We start from the raw sequence: 18,137 nt of genomic DNA on the forward strand, positions 1-18,137 counted from the left end.
GATATCTAGAAACTTTAGATATCAATGTGAGCATTTTCTATGGCGTATTTGAATAATCAAATTCTCGGCTTGCAATATTAGCTTTAACTGTTGCTTCTTTGGCATCATTACGCAGCGTTAAAATACTTTGTGTGCGGGTTCCATAGTTTGGTATTACTCCATCCTCAGGCCCTGTCAAATCTACAGGCTCAATATATACAGATGATAGTCTTTGTTCAATCGCAATAGCCATGCCAGTATTCGGTAGCTTATTTGCTGGAGCTGGCATGTTATCCGATAACACATTAAATGCCGCATCTTGCCAATATTCAAGCGAGTTGTTTTCCGCAATTAGCGGCAGGACTTCTTGGCGTAGTCGTCCACGCAGGCGCTCAGTCTTAAACCAGCTATCTTCTGGCTGACCGTTAGAGAGGACATGCAAGCCTGCATACAAGGGTGTTGGTGCATGGCCGCGATTATTAACGATGACAGCCTGCGCTGCATCGCCAATAATGAGGTTAAAGCCTGCGTAGTCTTGCAAGCTGATTTTCCGTGCAAAGTCCATCGGACTTATACTGCTGGACAAAAAATCCGTAACAAGCGCGCCACGTGAGCGTTCATCCAAACGTGCCTGCACACCATCGCGAAAGTTCAGTACGGCGGCCCAGCGTCCATTTTGCTCATACAAATCTGTATGTTGTTCTTGATGAATACCCAACCAAGTGCCACCACTTTGACTATCACGCCCAGCATAGATAGGTTTGTCAGACCACTGATGTAGCGGCTTAGTTGGGCGCTGCAAAAACTCATCGCGATTAGACAATAGTACTAATGGCAACTCATCAAATAGTTGCCAAGCAATGGCGACGATGCACATAAAATTCCTTTTTATTTTAAAGTTTACAGTTGTCATAACACAGCTTTACATCTTAGCGGTTTTCTACTTTTCTTTCTAGACGTTACTAGGGTCAGATAAGTTGGTACGAAGAAACTGTTTACTCCTGTACTAACAGTTATTTGGTATGCCTAAGTAGCTATTTTTGCTATTATGTCCCTCATTCTATTATCAATAATTATGACACTCTTATGATGATTCATCCTCAGTATGACCCCGTGGCGCTATCCTTGGGTCCAGTAGAAGTACACTGGTATGGCCTTATGTATTTATTAGCGTTTGGCGCCGCTTACGGTTTGGCTTGGTATCGCAGTACTAAGCGTGATAACTGGTCGACCGATATGGTCTCTGACTTGGTATTTTTTGGTGCGCTCGGGGTTATATTAGGTGGTCGTATTGGCTACGTTTTGTTCTATCAGTTCGGTGAATTACTACAAAACCCAGCCTATCTCTTTAAAGTTTGGGAAGGCGGCATGTCGTTTCATGGCGGCTTGATCGGTGTCGGGCTTGGTATGCTGTATTTCGCCCGTAAATATAAAAAGTCACCTTTTCAAGTGCTCGACTTCATTGTACCTTGTGTGCCAACAGGGCTGTTATTCGGACGTATCGGCAACTACATTAACGGCGAGCTTTGGGGACGCATATCTGATGGCGGCTACAATTGGCTGACTTATTTTCCACAAGCGGCTGCCTTTGATATGCAGCAATTGCAAGCCAATCCTCAATTACAAGAGTTGATGATGGAAGTAAATGGGCAATATCTACTACCGCGTCATCCTTCACAGCTTTATCAAGCGCTTACTGAAGGTCTGCTATTGTTTTTGTTATTGTGGTGGTATTCGTCCAAGCCGCGTCCGCGTATGGCGGTCACTGGCGTCTTTATGCTCGGTTATGGGTTTAGTCGCTTCATCGTTGAATTCTTTCGTCAGCCAGATGCCGATCAAGGCTTTATCTTATTAGGCTGGGTTACTAAGGGACAGATACTAAGCGCTCCGATGATTCTTATCGGTATTTTACTAATTATTTATGCTTACAAGCGCGATATCTATGACTGGGGTCGTCAGTCTGCCTATTAAGACGTTTTAAAATTAAGACGCATGAAAATTGAGATACATCAAAACCAAAGATTATGGAATCTAAAAAGTCATGATTACTACTAAGAACGAAGCAGCTTATCTTGATTTATTGAAGCTAGTATTGACTGACGGTACTGAAAAAGGGGATCGTACGGGCACAGGTACGCTAAGCCATTTTGGCGCGCAGCTGCGTTTTGACTTAGCGGATGGTTTTCCACTGTTAACCACTAAAAAAGTTCACTTCAAATCTATCGTCTATGAGCTATTATGGTTTTTAAGCGGTAGTACTCACGTTGATTATTTGCAAGAGAATGGCGTACGCATTTGGAATGAATGGGCAACAGCGGAGCAGACAGCGCGCTTCAATCGTCCTGCTGGCGATTTAGGGCCAGTATACGGTCACCAGTGGCGCAACTATGGCGCGACTAAAAATGAGGGAGGTCGCTATAATAATGACGGCGTCGATCAAATCGCTCAAGTGGTTGAGCAAATCAAGACCAACCCTAACTCCAGACGTTTAATCGTCTCAGGCTGGAATCCAGGTGAAGCCGAGCAAGTTGCCCTACCGCCTTGCCACACGCTGTTTCAGTTCTTTGTTGCAGACAACAAGCTGTCCTGCCAGCTTTACCAGCGTTCAGCAGATTTATTCTTAGGTGTACCGTTTAATATCGCCAGCTATGCCCTACTGACTCACATGATTGCGCAGGTTTGCGGACTGGGCGTGGGCGAATTTATCTGGACGGGCGGTGATTGTCATATTTATCAAAACCACCGTGAGCAAGTCGAGCTGCAACTGACGCGCGAGCTTTATACGCTACCAACATTGACGCTTAACCCTGACGTCGATGATATTTTTGCGTTTAACTATGAAGATATCAGCGTTGATGGTTATGAGTCGCATCCCGCTATCAAAGCAAAAGTTGCGGTATAAAGACTGTTTTTTACTTCATATTACTGATGAGAATAATAAGGATATATTATGAGTTATGCCCATACTGAAGTTGCCCAAATCGTCGCTATCGGTAGCAATCGCTGTATTGGTAAAGATAACGAGCTGCCGTGGCATATCTCAGCAGACTTGCAGCACTTTAAAAAAATGACCACCAAACAAACTGATGGCGAGATTCAAGGTATCGTCATTATGGGGCGTAAGACTTTTGAATCGATGAACAGTAAGCCATTGCCAAAGCGCGTTAGCTTTATCATTACGACACAGCTAGATTATGCTGAGCAAAAAGGTCTCAAAGACCGTGATGATGTATATGTGGTCCATAATTTAGATGATGCTTTAACGCAAGCGGCAAGCCTTGCGCATGGTGCCCATCTTGATACGATTTGGGTTATCGGCGGTGAGCGGGTATTTAGTGATGCCTTTATGTACACTGATCGTATTGAGCTGACGTATGTAGACACCGAAATATTCGATTGCGATGCTTTTTATCCAGAGCTGCCAAGCGAGTTTGAAGTCGCAGAAGAGTCTGAGCAAATGAGTGATGAGAAAAGTGGATTGGATTTTAAGTTTGTGACTTATAGAAAAAAATTCACTGAGTAATAGAAGCTATTTTACGAAAAATATTAAAAAATTGGGGCTGCCTTAGAATCATCTAAGGCAGCCCCGTTTTTTATTGCCATAAGTCCGAATTGAGCAAATATCAATCGGCCTACTCATGCAATACCTTATAAATGGTCTTGGCTAATACAGGCCCAATCCCCTGCACACCTGCCAACTCTTTTTGAGAGGCGCCAAGCAGCTGCTGTATACCGCCAAAGTGATTGAGCAAGTCACGGCGGCGCTTCTCCCCTAGTCCTGGTATCACCTCTAGCACGGACGACGAACGGCGCTTATCGCGCTTCTTACGGTGCGCCGTGATAGCAAAACGATGGGCCTCATCGCGAATATGCATCAATAAATGCAGCGCCTTGCTATCCATAGGCAAATCGAGCGGCTCATGATCGATAAAGTGCAATACTTCCAGACCAGCTTTGCGCCCTTCTCCTTTTGCCACACTAACGAGCAGCGTGTCATTTAAAATACCAAGCTCGGTCAAGACGTCTTTGGCGATGCCAAGCTGTCCTTTCCCGCCATCAATCAGCAACAGATCAGGCAGTGGCTGCTTTTTATAGCGCCGTGTCAGTACTTGCTTCATCGCTGCATAGTCGTCGCCGCCTTGGATATCATGAATCGCATACTGACGATAATCACGGCGACGCGAGCCACCTTGATCAAAGACCACGCAGCTGCCAATAGTCGCCTCGCCCATGGTGTGAGAAATATCAAAGCACTCAATACGGTCTATGGTGCGATCAGTGACGTCAGCCAACACGTCTTTAAGTGCGCCAAAGCGTGCATGCAGCTCTAGATAGTCGCCCAGTTTAGTTTTGAGCGCATTATTGGTGTTTAGTTTAGCCAAGTCCAGCCACTCTGAGCGATGTTCACGTACATTAGTCTTAATAACGACTTTGCTCTCAAAGTGTGTAGTCAGTGCTTCGCTGATTGCTTGTTGATCAGGCAACTCATGACTTAGAATAATCTCACTTGGCAAGTCATCGGTTACCTGAAAATAAAACGAGGTAATAAAGGCGGACAAATTATCTGCGAGCGACTCACTGCTATCGACATCAGGGAAGTAGTTTTTGCCACCAAGTACGCGGCCGCCGCGCACCGTCAACACATTGACACAGGTCATACCAGCTTGACTGGCAATCGCAATAACATCAGCCTCGCCCTGCACAGTATAAACCGCTTGCCGTGCTTGTACTTCGCGTAGCATAGACAGCTGATCTCGATAAAATACCGCTTTTTCAAAATCCAACGCTTCGGCAGCGCCTTCCATTTTTTCTATAAGCGCACTGTGAATATCGCTCGAGTCACCTTTAAGGAAGCGAATGGTATTATTCACATCTTCTGCATACTCTTCTGGCGACACCAAGCCCACGCAGGGTGCACGGCAACGCTTGATTTGATATTCAAGGCACGGGCGCTTACGCTGCTTAAAAAAAGTATTGGTACATTGGCGCATCTGAAACATTTTTTGCATCAATACCAAGGTTTCTTTGGCCGCATGAGCAGAGGGAAAAGGACCGAAGAAACGACCTTTTTGGTGATTACCTTTGCCGCGTCCATAAGCCAATCTCGGATAAGGTTTATCCGCTGAGATAAACACATACAGATAAGACTTATCATCACGTAGTAGCACGTTATAAGGGGGGCGATACTCTTTAATCAGGTTTTGCTCAAGCAGCAATGCTTCAGTCTCACTACGGGTAATGATGGTTTCAATATCGTGAATGCGTGCCACCAGTGCGCGTGTCTTTGGATGATCAATGGTCTTGGCAAAGTAGCTATTTACTCGGCTTTTAAGCGACTTGGCTTTACCCACATATAAGATATCGCCGTTTTTTCCCAGCATCTTATAGACCCCAGGCAGATTTGGCAGGCGTTTGATAAGGTGCTTAAGACGGGCTTTTTTATTATCTGTGGTATTTATTTCTGAGACATCAACCATAAAATTCATTGCTCTTAAGATACTGATATACAGCTAATTATGGGGCGGTAGCCTGTGTTTTACAAGTTATCGACTCCTATAGGTTTATGCACAAAAAAACCAGCATGAAGCTGGCTTTTCTTTTTTATGGTAGGCAAAATCTCTAATGACGGAAGTTCGGTAATAGTGCAGGAATACCTGGCAACATACCAACGACCGCCATGACACCAGTCAATATCACAAAGGTAATCACAGGAATAATCCAGCGACTCATCTTTGATAGGCTCGCACTACGTTCTTTAGAGCCAATCAGCCCTAGGTTATCAAGTACCAAGGTAATCGACCAGCCAAACGCAGGGTTGACCAAGGCTGAGGCAAAGACCACGATAGCAGCTGACTGCGTGGTTTTACCTTCGCGCGTCATCTCCATCCCCGCCTCAAGCAGTGGGATAAAGACCCCGACGATCAGCGCCACACACATCACCGGCTCCCAAATAGCCAAATCCATCGGGTAGCCCCAGATACCTGCGATCAAACAAAATAGTCCCGTGAGTACCGCACCCGCTGGAATCGGACGCTTGGCGATCGCCGCCGGCACAATATAAGTACCCCATGATGACGCAAAGTTTGCCCCGCCAAGGACAGAGCCTGCAACCTGACGAATAGAGGCGCTGGTCATGGTGTCATCGATATCCATCAACACGCGCTCGGTACGCTTTGGGTAGCTGATCTTTTGAAAGACCTGATGACCCAAAAAGTCAGGCGACCACATGGCGACGGCCAATACCGCAAACGGCAATACCACCACGAAGCTCTCAACCGTTGGCAAACCTAACATCCAACCAGTATTGTCTCCCCACCAGTACATCGGATTCATGTTGGGCAGACCTGGCGCTGTCTCAAAAGCAAAGGGCGCACCCATAGCAAAGGCTACGCCACCACCTAATAAGCAGCTTAGTGGTACAGCCAGCCAACGCTTTTGGAAGTTTTCTAATACCGCGTACAGGATGATGGTCAGCAAAATCACCACAAAGGCAATATGCGCCATGCCGATACCTTCGGCCCATGCAAATAGATTTTTGACCTGCGAGAGGGTGCCAATAAAACCCAAATAAAGCAGCAGACCACCACACACACCTTTACTGGTCAAGTTTGCCAGCAGACTGCCTCCTTTACTAATGGCTAGTAATAGACCAAAAGCACCGATGAGCAGACCAAAGGCCATCGGGTGACCACCAGCGGCAACGACAATAGGAATCAGTGGAATCAGCGGACCGTGCGTACCGGCAAGGTTGGCCGTCGGTAGCAAAAACCCTGAGAATAAAATCACAAAGAAAGCGACGATTAACAGCTCATAGCGCACGTTTTCTAAAACAAAGGCATCGCTTAGCCCAAGCGGCCCTGCAAACGTAGCGGCAATAGCCCCCACCATAACGACTTTACCGATCGTCGCGGCCATCGCTGGAATGGTGTCTTCATATTCAAAACGATAATCACGAAACGGCAAGTTCATGCGCCAGCGCTTGGGCTGCATAATCTGTAGTTCATGATTTAGATAAGCATCACGACTATCAAAGCTTGAGCTTGACTGATGCAAATCAGTATAGCTACCTTGCAATTCATCATCGTAGTGAGCTGTATTTGACTGCTGCGGATTGGTTCTTGAAGCGGGGATCTCGTTACTACTCATCACATCTCCTTATGCCAACTGAGGATTCGTTTCTATTAGTGACGACTTATTTGCCCAAAATCGTACAAAAAATAAGCTGCCCAACACAAATTGGTAGCCATTGTATGCTATCAAGGCTAGGATTGCGAGTTCTGCCGCCAAAACACTCATTCTTTTATTCGCAGTTTGATGGGTGACTAACACCGCTCTTAGCGACCATCTAACCCTAATAAACAAATCTCTTTTATATTGATAACAAGCCAAACGTTTACTATAGTATTGATATTATTGAATAATTAACATTCGTTACGCTTTAAGGCTGGTGACAGTTTTTATTTTTGACTATGATAGATGTTTTTTGTTCAGTTTATAATTAGCTCAGTCCATAATTAATAGAAATGATGATTATCAATATATGAGCATCTTTACGTACCGTAAAAGATAAAGAAAGATAAAGAAAGATAAAGGAATAACAGTATGAGCTTCCTACCCAAGAATCTAGAAAATTTAAAACGCAAAACTAAAAAGAACGTCATGCCACTTTTAACGCCGCACTTACTTAAGCTGCGGATCAATACCTACGCTCCCTATGTCGGCGCTGGTATCAAGGTCGAGCATATTGATTTAGATCAGGGTTTGTGTGTAGTCAGTATGGGTCTTAATAGTCTGAACAAAAACATCGTCGGCACACAATTTGGTGGTAGCTTATATTCGATGGTTGATCCTTTTTATATGCTGATGCTCATGCATCAATTAGGCAGTACCTATGTGGTGTGGGATAAGAGCTCGCATATTGAGTTCGTTGCTCCCGGCAATAGCAAAGTGACAACACGCATGAAAATCCCTAGTACAGAAATTGCCACTATTCAAGAGCTGGCAAAAGACGGCGAACCTGTATTCCGCGAATATCAAACAGATATCGTGGATAGTCAGCAAAAAGTCATCGCTACGGTTACTAAGACCATCTATATACGCTTGCGTAAGTACAGTAAATCCAAAGACCAGAGCAACCGTATAGACAACGTTGATAGCTAATTAATAACGTTGACAACTAGGTTTAAAGTAAGCTTCTTACATACAAAAACCCCAATCTGGCTGACGCTCAGATTGGGGTTTTGTCTTTTTTGGTATGGCCCGCTTATTTATAAATAAACCTATGAATAAGGGCTTGTATCTACTTTTGCTTCACTCCTAAGCGCTATATTAAAAAACTTAAGAGCGTTGGCAGGTTTTAGCGCAATGCTTAAACTTAGATACCAGGTGCAGTTTCAACTGCATCAGGAACGCCAGCATCAGTTTTTTTCTGAGCAGCTGGACGACTACCAAGCTTTTCGCGAATACGTGCTGATTTACCAGAACGCTCACGTAAGTAGTACAGTTTCGCACGGCGAACAGCACCGCGGCGTTTCACTTCAATGCTATCAATGAGTGGTGAATGCAATTGAAATGCACGCTCAACACCAACGCCACTTGAAATTTTACGGACAGTAAACGCTGAGTTCAGACCGCGGTTGCGCTTAGCGATGACCACACCTTCAAAGGCCTGCAAACGCTCACGCTCACCTTCACGTACTTTTACTTGAACCACGATAGTATCACCTGGTGCAAAGTTTGGGCGTTCAAGTAGTTGTTCATTTTCGATGACCTGAACCAATGGATGCTTGTTGCTCATGAGAGTTATCTCCTCACATTAGATAATAGAGGCTTTACGCATATCACCTGTTTGTAATAATTGATCGTATCACGTACTTACGAGATACAACATAAATGGGGTCTAAAAAACGGCCACTGTCGTATGACCTGTTTTATTATTGATCAAAATCTTCATTGTTAACTGTCTTCACGCTATCTTGTTTTGCCAGTGATTTTAGCCAAGCAACTTGCTGCGCATTTGGAGTAAATGCTTGCCACAAATCTGGACGCCGTACTTTAGTACGCTCGACCTGTTGACTAAAACGCCATTTAGCGATATTGGCATGATGTCCAGATAGCAACACTTCAGGGACGCTCATACCAGCAAACTCATGCGGCTTGGTATAATGTGGACAATCAAGCAAACCATCAACGAACGAATCTTGCTCAGCTGACTTATCATCACCCATTATATTAGGTAGACGACGTATCACACTATCCATAAGTACCATTGCCGGTAACTCACCGCCAGTCAGTACATAATCACCAAGTGACACTTCCATATCGACATACTGCGATAATAAACGTTCATCAATCCCTTCATAACGACCGCACAATATAATCATGCCATCATACTCAGTCATGCTGATCACACTATTTTCGCTAAGCACTTGTCCTTGTGGTGACATATAAACCACCGGACAATGTGCTTTATCAATACGGCAACCATATTGACTAGCACGCAGACGTGCATCCTCAATGGCTTTTGATAATGGCTCGGCCATCATCACCATTCCAGGACCACCACCATAAGGACGTTCATCAATTCGGCGGTAATTATCCGTGGTATAGTCACGTGGGTTAATGCATTCAATTGTGATTTGTTCTTGAGTCACTGCTCGTCCCGTGATACCAAAATCACGAATCGTGGCAAACATCTCAGGGAAAATACTAATCACAGCAAAATACATCTGACCTCTGTTTAAATAATGCTCGCTAAATGTTACCTACATAAGCACATTATTACTTCAATCTTAAAGATCAAATTAATAATCGCTTGGCCATGCGACATGGACTGTTTTATTGGGCATGTCGACCTCAATTACAGTTTGTGCATGCCATGGTATCAAGCGCTCTTCATTATCCAAGCTATTTGAATTTGCTGCGACACGCATAATGTCATGAGCGCCAGTTTCAAACATCTCAGCAATATCACCAAGATACTCATCCTGCTCGTTCAAAACTCTTAACCCAACCAGCTCCGACCAATAAAACTCGTCTTCTTCAGGTTCGGGCAATGAGTCTTTTGCGACCCAAATAGTTACACCATTCATGGTTTCAGCAATATTGCGATCCGGAACTTGCTCAAATTGAGCCACAAGCCCTGTACCTTGCTGACGCCATTTACTGACTGTTAATGGTCTTATGCCAGTGGCCGTCTTTATCCACCACGGCTGCATATCAAAGATATCCGAACGTTCATCTGTATCGCTAAACACCCAAAGCCAGCCCTTAATACCATAAGGTTTCTTAAGCTGACCAATCTTTATAAGTGTACTGGCGTCTGGCACAGATGACATAATGTCTAACCTAACAATAAGAAAAACAGTAATCGCCAATAAAAAAGCAATTAAATGATAAAAACAGTTAACGGCGTATACTGGTCAAACCAGCTACGCTATCTATTTTAAAACATACTAAATAGTCTAAGAATTGACTATAAGTACTCAACGACTATCACTTAAGCAGTTGCTTCAGTGCTTGCTGTCGCTGATTTGTTGTAAGCCTTTGCTAATGAAGCAACGCGATCTGAAGGCTGTGCGCCTTTTGCGATCCATGCATTGTACGCTTCCATGTTCAGGCGTACTGCTTCTTCAGACTCTTTGGCGAGTGGATTAAAAAAGCCAATGTTTTCAATATAGCGACCGTCACGCGCGCGGCGTTGATCAGCAACAACTACTTGATAAAATGGGCGTTTCTTGGCACCGCCCCGTGCTAAACGAATAACAACCATGTGAATTCTCTCTTTCGCAGGTATACCAAAAAGGGCATAATTATACCACAGTCTTGATTTGTTGAAAACATAAACTGTGTTTATTTAATGACTATTATAACAATGGCTTAAAGGCAATTAAAGGTCTGAAATATCACACCCTATTTATGACGCAAAGGTTAGATATCTAATGATAACTTTTAGTCAGCTCATAGCGCCTAATGCAGTATTGCACTATACTTTATTGCAATACTGCAAGAGCGTTAAATTCTTATGATTACCCCAACTTCTCGTCATCGCCGCACAGCTTGGTTACCAAGTTCGTACTCTAGCACTTGGCTTACCACTCTAATGGTAGCTTTCATTGTCATAATCAGCGTTGGTCTATCTATTTGGTTTTTTTGGCGCAGTTTATATTTACCAGAACTTAAAAACCATGCGCGTTATTTGACAAGCGAGCTGCGTTTGATGAATAGCGCCAGAAAAGACTGGCAAGACAACCCAAGGATGCAGCAATGGCTATATCGCAACTCACACGTGGTAGTCGTTGACAATCCTAGTGACTTTCCTCAAGTTGAAGACAAGATTTTTGTAGGGGTATTTACAGATGTTTTACAACGCGAAATCGGAGCGCAATTAGGCCGACCTGTTGAAGTATATTTTAAATTTAAGCCCACACCTCAGCTGTGGGTACAAGACAGTCGTGACCAAAGTTTTTGGATTCGTGAGCCAGTTGTCTATTACTCACAATACAGCCCAACATTATTAGCGTTATTCTTGTTAGGCTTGCCAATCCTGACTTTATTGACAATTATTTTGCTAGCACGTCAGCTAAACCGTCCTCTTCGTCATTTACAGCGTGCGGCTACCAATTACATTCGTCTTGGTCATGCGACGACTTTGCCAACACATACAGGACCTACCGAGATTCGCCAAGTCAATACGGCATTTAATCGACTGTTTACAACACTTAGTCAAGCGCAAAAAGAACGCACCATTATGCTTGCTGGTATTTCACACGATTTGCGTACTCCGCTGACACGCATGCGTTTAACCGCTGAGATGTTACCAGATGACTTTTTTCGTGAGGGGTTGATTTATGATATCGAAGACATGGATGCAATTTTAGAGCAGTTTATATCTTTTATGAAAGATGGTTCTGATGAGCCTGTACGCCTCACCAATTTAGACACTATATTTAATGAAATTATGGTGCAGTTTGCACCTATGCCGTTTGTTTATAAATCAGAGCTCCAAAGAGCGGTGCCAATACGCCCCTTATCGATAAAACGCCTAGTTATCAATCTTGTAAATAATGCAAATCGTTATGGTAAGCCGCCGATTTATTTGTCTGCCAATATCGTACCGACCTTCATTGAGACAGTGGTTACAGAAAATACTGATATTGTGACTGAAAGCGAGGTAAACCAAGAAGCGCAGGAGCAATTGATGATATGTGTACGTGACTGCGGTGAGGGGGTAGCAGAAGACCAATTAGAGCGAATTATGCAACCTTTTGAACGTGGAGAAACAGCACGTACCACTCAAGGCAGCGGGCTTGGATTGGCTATTGTCAGTCGTATTGCAGGTTTGCATCATGGTACTGTAGAAGCTATCAATCATCCTGAGGGTGGACTACAAGTTTGTATTCGCCTACCTCTTCTATCTAAGGTCGCAGATGAAGCGGCCATTGACAATGAATTGACTACCCCAGATAATGCCATCGATGGCGAGGGCTAACAAAAGAACGAATATGAGACAATTCATCGAAAACCATCACAAAGAGATGGTTAACAGATGGGTTATTCTTTAGTCCCAATTAATGGTGGTACATGCTTGGCACTATTAGTAAATGTTATTGGATGCGTAAGCTCCGCTTGTGCAGTCTGTAAACTCTCAGTAGGAGTTGGTTTTTGTATAAACAAGTAGTAGCCAAGCATTAAGGCATTTAGTAATACTAAACCGCCGAATAAATAAGGCATTTTACTCTCCTGTACAGCCTTAAACTCAAAACAACGGTAAGCTCAAGATTACCGTAGATAGGGTTATTACTTACCAAAACGTGATTTGTTGAACTTATTCATAAATCACGTAGTCGACTCCATTAACAACTCTAAATGATTTTAGTTGATAAAGCTTTCTCATACAAATCAATTATTAGCTAATAAGACGTTTGGATTACTCCCCGCTAAAATCACGGTCACTTTTTTCTTGGGTTAACTCATCAGCAGCAAGCACTTGCGTTAAAGGTTTAATGGGCCATGTCATGACAAATCTTGCCCCGCCAAGGCTATCGCTCTCATCCACCTTCATACTGCCGTTAAACCAAAATGCAATGCGTGAAACAATAGATAGTCCCAGCCCATATCCACCTGATGCTCGTGTACGGCTATCATCTAAACGAGAAAATGGAATAAATACTTTTTCTCGATCTTCCTCAGGTATACCGTGACCATCATCTTCAACACTAACAAAAGCATTGCCTTTTTTGACCCCAGCACTAATAACTATGGTTGTTTCTGCATAACGTAGCGCATTACCAGCAAGGTTTTGAATAACGCGATGTAGATAGCGGCGATCGGCTATTGCTGTGACTTTTGCACTTGGGAGTTTTCCAACGACCTTGATAGACTTCCCTAAGGCATTGGTCTCGCGTACCACTTGCTCAACCAGTTCTCTAAGGTTTACTGACTCTAATTCTAACTTAGGAGAGCCTTCTTCAAGTTTTGCGTAGGTCAAAATCTCATCAATTAATCCATTTAGTGCTTCGATATCTTCGTCGATATAGTCACGCTGCGTAAAGCGTGAGTCCTCATCATCAGTATCTGCAAGCATATCGACCGCAAAGCGAATACGTGCTACAGGTGTGCGTAACTCATGAGAAACTGCTCGAGTCAGCTCACGTTGTGACTCAATCAGACGTTTAATATGCTCTGTCATCGCATTGAATGTAGCGGACAAACGCGCGATCTCATCTTGTCCAATGACTTGTACTTGTATATCAAGATTGCCTTGGCTAACTTCGTTCACCCCTACTTGAATCAGCTGTAGTTTTCGCTCAAGTGGGAAGATTAGTGCATACACACCTAAGCTAATTAAGAACATACTTATCAGAACCATACTGATAATTAGATTTAACGGGAACCAATTAAACAAAGAAACGGGACCCATCACAATAGCCATATCATTGATCTCAGAGGGCACAATTATTCTAATAGCGGAATTGCCTCGGCTGGTGCTAGTATCTTGAAACAATATAACCACTTCATCACGGCGTAGGCGTGCCATCTGATCAGTATCCAAGCCCAGGGCATTGACGCTCTTAAGCTCTAACGGAAAAGAGAATTTCTCTTCTAACTCTTTTAGACGCGTACGTTTTGCAGACAACGTCGTATAGTAAGACAGATCATCCAACAAAAATACTGCCATTGCTCGTACTTGTTGCTCTGTGACTTGCGATATTCTAACAGTTAATACGCTTTCACCATCTGGTAGACGATGATAAACGTCAGCATAAGTAGGCTGACTGTTATAACGCACGACAGTATTGCCGTTATCAAAACGGCGCAGCTCACTTGAACTAAAGTCTATTTCGTTAGCAGGTACAATACGAAAGGTTGAACCAAATAGACTACTGGCATCCGATAACCAATATTCGCGTTGAGTGTCGCTTATCTGTCGACCCACACCTTCGCTGACTAAGTAAAAGGCGCCTGTCGCCATATTCTCACGATAGGTTTGTACACGCTCCTTATTAATAGTATCCATTAATAACTGGGCAAATAAGGCCACACATAGACAGACTATCAATAGACCGGCATAAATTCGAACAAAAATACTGTGCTTTAAAGAAGAAACTAATGACATACGTGTCGTGACCAAACTGTTGAGTAATAACTGCTACTACCGTTTTGTATTGAAATATCGACATCACAAAAGGCAACAAGCACTGTTAAATAAGAATAAAACTTGGAGATGATATTTTATCATTATATTGAAATATCATAACCATAATACGATGACTGTTTTAAAGCCATATCTATACAGTGTATATTGAGCTGGCATCCATAATTGCCGCTCAATTAAACCACATAACGCTTGTCTTAAGTTCAAAAAATTAAAATTTAGTCACAAAAAAACCAGCACTTTGCTGGTTTCTTGTCAACTAAATAACGATTATCAGTTATGGCTATCGTCGAAATAAGCTTAATTGCCTTCTTTGACGAAAAGATAACCTTTACTACGAACCGTCTTAATACGTTTTGGGTTCTCTGGATCATCACCAATCTTAGGACGAATACGTGAGATGCGCACATCGATAGAGCGATCTTGACCATCATATTCGATACCGCGTAGACGCTCAAAAATATCTTCACGCGACAAAATACGACCAGCATTAGAAGCCAACAACCATAATAAATCGTATTCAGCGCTGGTAAAATCAACCAACTCGTCACTTAATGTCACAGATCGACCACCATTATCGATGACCAACTCACCAAACTCTAAACGCTGTGGCACATCTTCTGATGGCGCGTTTTCTGAGCGGCGCAATAACGCACGAATACGTGCTAACAATACGCGCGGTTGAGCTGGCTTAGCGACGTAATCGTCAGCACCCATCTCAAGACCCAGTACTTGATCCATATCTTCTGTACGTGCGGTCAGCATCAAAATTGGATTTTGATAGTGTGGACGTACTTCACGGCACACGGTTAGGCCATCACTACCAGGAAGCATGACATCAAGTACTACTAAATCTGGTTGTTCGTTAACGATACGACGAATGGCTCGATTACCATCAGTCTCGATCGCTACTTCTAAGCCATTTTTAACCAAGTAATCTTGAGTTAACATAGCTAAACGCTCATCATCTTCAACAATCAAAATTCGGAGTGTGTTGTCTTCTTCAGTCGTTGTCATTGGTGTGTCCTATAATATATAAAAATTAATAGCAGATAATTTAGTAGCACAATGAAATGGAACAGTTGATGTTCTTATGAATGGTGCAATTGTGGTAACACAGTATACTATCAAATAGTCAGCTTTCTATACTATAGCTTATTGTCGTTAACAAAACCTATAAAGAACATATCTGATAAGTTTAGTCAACGTCCAATAATCTTAAGTTTTTAGGAGTTTACCTAATGAAGAGTAGCATTAAACAGCTAATAATCAAACAGCATAAAAAAAGCGCATTTATTATAAAAGAAACTTTTTAATCGCGTTCTCATTAATAATATTCATTACTATTAATTATGCAGCTATTATCGATCTAATATAGGTATAAACTACCTATTTCTTCTAACAAAATACCCATATTGAATCAAAAGAATTTATTGGTTAATCAACTAGATTTATTAGCATTCCATACGCAATAAAAAAACAGCCCATAATGGACTGTTTTTTTATAATTACTAATAATACTAAATAAGAACTGCTACTTAGTGTTATAGAAAATACATTAAGCGCGGTTTTTATACTTGCGAATCGTTTGTAGCTGTCCCACGGACTCTGCCAAAGAAGCCAAAGCGGCATTGGTCTGAACCGTATCAGACTGGTTGACCAGCATTTGCTCCGCTTTTTTACGAGCTTCAACGATTTTACTTTCATCGAGATTGTGTGCACGCATAGCGGTATCAGCAAGTACGGTAACCATCTTTGGTTGTACTTCTAAAACGCCGCCTGATACATAAATCACTTCTTCTTCACCGTTCGGTGTTTGCACGCGCATCGCACCCGGTTTTAGCAATGTAATAAGCGGTGTGTGACCTGGCAATACACCAATCTCGCCTTCGGTACCCGTAGCTATTAGCATGCTGATTTCGCCCGAATACAACTCTTCACGAGCACTTACGACGCGACATTGTAACGTTGCCATATTTAACTCCTTACGATCAAAACTGCGATGCGTTATCTACTGGCAAGCAGATTGATAACAGCCCACTTGCCTTTTAGCAATTGCCAACGCAACTTAAGCTGCAGTAGATTTCATTTTTTCTGCTTTGGCCACTACTTCTTCAATGCTACCAGCCATATAGAACGCTTGCTCTGGTAGGTCATCGTATTCACCAGCGATGATTGCTTTAAAGCTAGCAATGGTATCGCGTAGTGGTACGTATTTACCAGGCGCACCAGTAAAGACTTCGGCAACGTGGAATGGCTGAGATAAGAAGCGCTGAATCTTACGAGCGCGATAAACAACCAGTTTGTCTTCTTCTGACAACTCGTCCATACCTAGGATGGCGATGATGTCTTTTAGCTCTTTATAGCGTTGCAACACTTCCTGCACACCGCGAGCAACGTTGTAGTGCTCTTCACCGATGACTTGTGGATCTAGCTGACGTGAGGTTGAATCCAGTGGATCAACCGCAGGATAGATACCTTGTGAAGCGATGTCACGGCTTAGTACGACTGTCGCATCCAAGTGAGCAAACGTCGTTGCTGGTGATGGATCTGTCAAGTCATCCGCTGGTACATATACGGCTTGCACTGACGTAATAGAGCCTGACTGCGTTGAGGTAATACGCTCTTGCAGCATACCCATCTCTTCAGCGAGTGTTGGCTGATAACCAACCGCTGATGGCATACGGCCAAGAAGTGCTGATACTTCAGTACCTGCTAGTGTATAACGATAGATGTTATCAACGAACAATAGTACGTCACGACCTTTACCAGTAGCAGGGTCTTTGGTATCACGGAAGTACTCAGCCATGGTCAAACCAGACAGTGCAACACGTAGACGGTTACCTGGTGGCTCATTCATCTGGCCATATACCATCGCAACTTTAGATTTGCTAAAGTCTTCAGTGTTTACAACGCCAGCTTCTTGCATTTCGTGATAGAAATCGTTACCTTCACGAGTACGCTCACCAACACCAGCAAATACTGATAGACCTTCGTGTTTTAGGGCGATGTTGTTAATCAGCTCCATCATGTTGACAGTTTTACCGACACCCGCACCACCAAACAGACCAACTTTACCACCTTTAGCAAATGGGCAAAGTAGATCGATAACTTTAATACCTGTCTCTAGCAGCTCAGTACTATTTGACTGTTCTGCATAGCTTGGCGCATCACGGTGAATCGACCATTTTTCTTCCGCTACAACAGGACCTTCTTCATCGATAGGACGACCAAGAACATCCATAATGCGACCTAGCGTACCTGTACCGACTGGCACAGAAATAGCAGCGCCAGTGTTAGTCACAGGTAGGTTACGCTTTAGGCCTTCGGTTGAACCCATCGCAATAGTACGTACGATACCATCACCTAGCTGTTGCTGTACTTCTAGGGTGGTTTCGGTACCATCTACTTGCAAGGCATCAAAAATTTGAGGAACTTCGTTACGGTCAAACTCAACGTCAAGAACCGCGCCAATAATCTGTACAATACGACCGCTACTCAT

The 18,137-nt window shown here is 43.3% G+C and carries 17 protein-coding genes; 5 read left to right on the top strand and 12 right to left on the bottom strand.

From position 1 onward, the window contains the following. Positions 1–37: 37 nt before the first annotated feature. Positions 38–856 (bottom strand): NRDE family protein, encoded by an 819-nt coding sequence (locus tag Q0895_RS08745; RefSeq protein ID WP_058369602.1) that lies wholly within the window; start codon positions 854–856, stop codon positions 38–40. A 209-nt stretch (positions 857–1,065) separates the two neighbouring features. On the opposite strand from Q0895_RS08745, the gene lgt reads away from it, so the two are divergent. The 3 genes from lgt to Q0895_RS08760 all read left to right on the top strand — a co-directional run bounded on the left by lgt (position 1,066) and on the right by Q0895_RS08760 (position 3,502). Continuing rightward, complete coding sequence (gene lgt / locus Q0895_RS08750) at positions 1,066–1,950, top strand: prolipoprotein diacylglyceryl transferase (protein ID WP_299187839.1); 885 nt, start codon at positions 1,066–1,068, stop codon at positions 1,948–1,950. A gap of 70 nt (positions 1,951–2,020) precedes the next feature. Further along, positions 2,021–2,881, top strand: coding sequence for a thymidylate synthase (locus Q0895_RS08755; RefSeq protein WP_299187841.1), 861 nt, complete (start codon positions 2,021–2,023; stop codon positions 2,879–2,881). Between the two features lie 48 nt (positions 2,882–2,929). Further along, on the top strand, positions 2,930–3,502 hold the full coding sequence (locus Q0895_RS08760; RefSeq protein ID WP_299187844.1) for a dihydrofolate reductase: 573 nt from the start codon (positions 2,930–2,932) through the stop codon (positions 3,500–3,502). 109 nt (positions 3,503–3,611) lie between these two features. Here the strand turns inward: Q0895_RS08760 and uvrC are convergent, their stop codons facing one another. Next, positions 3,612–5,456 carry an excinuclease ABC subunit UvrC gene (gene uvrC / locus Q0895_RS08765; RefSeq protein WP_299187847.1) on the bottom strand — a complete coding sequence of 615 codons (1,845 nt, stop codon included), beginning with the start codon at positions 5,454–5,456 and terminating at the stop codon, positions 3,612–3,614. A gap of 142 nt (positions 5,457–5,598) precedes the next feature. Further along, positions 5,599–7,125: a DUF3360 family protein gene (locus Q0895_RS08770; protein WP_299187850.1), complete on the bottom strand. Its 1,527-nt coding sequence runs from the start codon at positions 7,123–7,125 to the stop codon at positions 5,599–5,601. Between the two features lie 456 nt (positions 7,126–7,581). On the opposite strand from Q0895_RS08770, the gene Q0895_RS08775 reads away from it, so the two are divergent. Continuing rightward, entirely contained in the window at positions 7,582–8,139 is a 558-nt protein-coding gene (locus tag Q0895_RS08775; protein WP_299187853.1) for a DUF4442 domain-containing protein, read from the top strand. Positions 8,140–8,353: 214 nt separating this feature from the next. Here the strand turns inward: Q0895_RS08775 and rplS are convergent, their stop codons facing one another. From rplS to rpsP, 4 genes are all read right to left on the bottom strand, one after another. Further along, positions 8,354–8,776 carry a 50S ribosomal protein L19 gene (gene rplS, locus Q0895_RS08780; RefSeq protein ID WP_299187855.1) on the bottom strand — a complete coding sequence of 141 codons (423 nt, stop codon included), beginning with the start codon at positions 8,774–8,776 and terminating at the stop codon, positions 8,354–8,356. 136 nt (positions 8,777–8,912) lie between these two features. Further along, positions 8,913–9,707, bottom strand: coding sequence for a tRNA (guanosine(37)-N1)-methyltransferase TrmD (trmD, locus tag Q0895_RS08785; protein WP_299187858.1), 795 nt, complete (start codon positions 9,705–9,707; stop codon positions 8,913–8,915). Between the two features lie 75 nt (positions 9,708–9,782). Next, a complete protein-coding gene (gene rimM / locus Q0895_RS08790; RefSeq protein WP_299187860.1) occupies positions 9,783–10,316 on the bottom strand; it encodes a ribosome maturation factor RimM in 534 nt (177 codons plus the stop codon). Between the two features lie 161 nt (positions 10,317–10,477). After that, entirely contained in the window at positions 10,478–10,750 is a 273-nt protein-coding gene (gene rpsP, locus Q0895_RS08795; RefSeq protein ID WP_299187864.1) for a 30S ribosomal protein S16, read from the bottom strand. A gap of 252 nt (positions 10,751–11,002) precedes the next feature. Here rpsP and Q0895_RS08800 point away from each other — a divergent pair, with 252 nt between their 5' ends. After that, the gene (locus Q0895_RS08800) at positions 11,003–12,469 is read left to right on the top strand and encodes an ATP-binding protein (RefSeq protein WP_299187867.1); all 1,467 of its coding nucleotides are present in this window, start codon (positions 11,003–11,005) and stop codon (positions 12,467–12,469) included. Positions 12,470–12,531: 62 nt separating this feature from the next. Here the strand turns inward: Q0895_RS08800 and Q0895_RS08805 are convergent, their stop codons facing one another. The 5 genes from Q0895_RS08805 to atpD form a co-directional block, all read right to left on the bottom strand. Continuing rightward, positions 12,532–12,711 carry a hypothetical protein gene (locus Q0895_RS08805; RefSeq protein ID WP_299187870.1) on the bottom strand — a complete coding sequence of 60 codons (180 nt, stop codon included), beginning with the start codon at positions 12,709–12,711 and terminating at the stop codon, positions 12,532–12,534. 196 nt (positions 12,712–12,907) lie between these two features. Further along, positions 12,908–14,596, bottom strand: a complete 1,689-nt coding sequence (locus tag Q0895_RS08810) for an ATP-binding protein (protein ID WP_299187873.1) — start codon at positions 14,594–14,596, stop codon at positions 12,908–12,910. A 339-nt stretch (positions 14,597–14,935) separates the two neighbouring features. After that, positions 14,936–15,652: a response regulator gene (locus tag Q0895_RS08815; protein ID WP_075103509.1), complete on the bottom strand. Its 717-nt coding sequence runs from the start codon at positions 15,650–15,652 to the stop codon at positions 14,936–14,938. Between the two features lie 541 nt (positions 15,653–16,193). Further along, complete coding sequence (locus tag Q0895_RS08820; RefSeq protein WP_179799110.1) at positions 16,194–16,610, bottom strand: F0F1 ATP synthase subunit epsilon; 417 nt, start codon at positions 16,608–16,610, stop codon at positions 16,194–16,196. Positions 16,611–16,703: 93 nt separating this feature from the next. Beyond that, positions 16,704–18,137 carry a F0F1 ATP synthase subunit beta gene (atpD, locus tag Q0895_RS08825; RefSeq protein WP_299187880.1) on the bottom strand — a complete coding sequence of 478 codons (1,434 nt, stop codon included), beginning with the start codon at positions 18,135–18,137 and terminating at the stop codon, positions 16,704–16,706.

The sequence above is a fragment of the uncultured Psychrobacter sp. genome (genome assembly GCF_947495825.1).
Classification (GTDB): domain Bacteria; phylum Pseudomonadota; class Gammaproteobacteria; order Pseudomonadales; family Moraxellaceae; genus Psychrobacter.

What these genes read in the sequence shown, in the direction of transcription:
- lgt (WP_299187839.1), top strand. Translation starts at nt 1,066, where the DNA reads ATGATGATTCATCCTCAGTATGACCCCGTGGCGCTATCCTTGGGTCCA.
- Q0895_RS08800 (WP_299187867.1), top strand. Translation starts at nt 11,003, where the DNA reads ATGATTACCCCAACTTCTCGTCATCGCCGCACAGCTTGGTTACCAAGT.
- uvrC (WP_299187847.1), bottom strand. Translation starts at nt 5,456, where the DNA reads ATGGTTGATGTCTCAGAAATAAATACCACAGATAATAAAAAAGCCCGT.
- Q0895_RS08755 (WP_299187841.1), top strand. Translation starts at nt 2,021, where the DNA reads ATGATTACTACTAAGAACGAAGCAGCTTATCTTGATTTATTGAAGCTA.
- Q0895_RS08810 (WP_299187873.1), bottom strand. Translation starts at nt 14,596, where the DNA reads ATGTCATTAGTTTCTTCTTTAAAGCACAGTATTTTTGTTCGAATTTAT.
- Q0895_RS08760 (WP_299187844.1), top strand. Translation starts at nt 2,930, where the DNA reads ATGAGTTATGCCCATACTGAAGTTGCCCAAATCGTCGCTATCGGTAGC.
- Q0895_RS08775 (WP_299187853.1), top strand. Translation starts at nt 7,582, where the DNA reads ATGAGCTTCCTACCCAAGAATCTAGAAAATTTAAAACGCAAAACTAAA.
- rpsP (WP_299187864.1), bottom strand. Translation starts at nt 10,750, where the DNA reads ATGGTTGTTATTCGTTTAGCACGGGGCGGTGCCAAGAAACGCCCATTT.
- atpD (WP_299187880.1), bottom strand. Translation starts at nt 18,137, where the DNA reads ATGAGTAGCGGTCGTATTGTACAGATTATTGGCGCGGTTCTTGACGTT.
- Q0895_RS08815 (WP_075103509.1), bottom strand. Translation starts at nt 15,652, where the DNA reads ATGACAACGACTGAAGAAGACAACACACTCCGAATTTTGATTGTTGAA.
- rimM (WP_299187860.1), bottom strand. Translation starts at nt 10,316, where the DNA reads ATGTCATCTGTGCCAGACGCCAGTACACTTATAAAGATTGGTCAGCTT.
- Q0895_RS08820 (WP_179799110.1), bottom strand. Translation starts at nt 16,610, where the DNA reads ATGGCAACGTTACAATGTCGCGTCGTAAGTGCTCGTGAAGAGTTGTAT.
- trmD (WP_299187858.1), bottom strand. Translation starts at nt 9,707, where the DNA reads ATGTATTTTGCTGTGATTAGTATTTTCCCTGAGATGTTTGCCACGATT.
- Q0895_RS08745 (WP_058369602.1), bottom strand. Translation starts at nt 856, where the DNA reads ATGTGCATCGTCGCCATTGCTTGGCAACTATTTGATGAGTTGCCATTA.
- rplS (WP_299187855.1), bottom strand. Translation starts at nt 8,776, where the DNA reads ATGAGCAACAAGCATCCATTGGTTCAGGTCATCGAAAATGAACAACTA.
- Q0895_RS08770 (WP_299187850.1), bottom strand. Translation starts at nt 7,125, where the DNA reads ATGAGTAGTAACGAGATCCCCGCTTCAAGAACCAATCCGCAGCAGTCA.
- Q0895_RS08805 (WP_299187870.1), bottom strand. Translation starts at nt 12,711, where the DNA reads ATGCCTTATTTATTCGGCGGTTTAGTATTACTAAATGCCTTAATGCTT.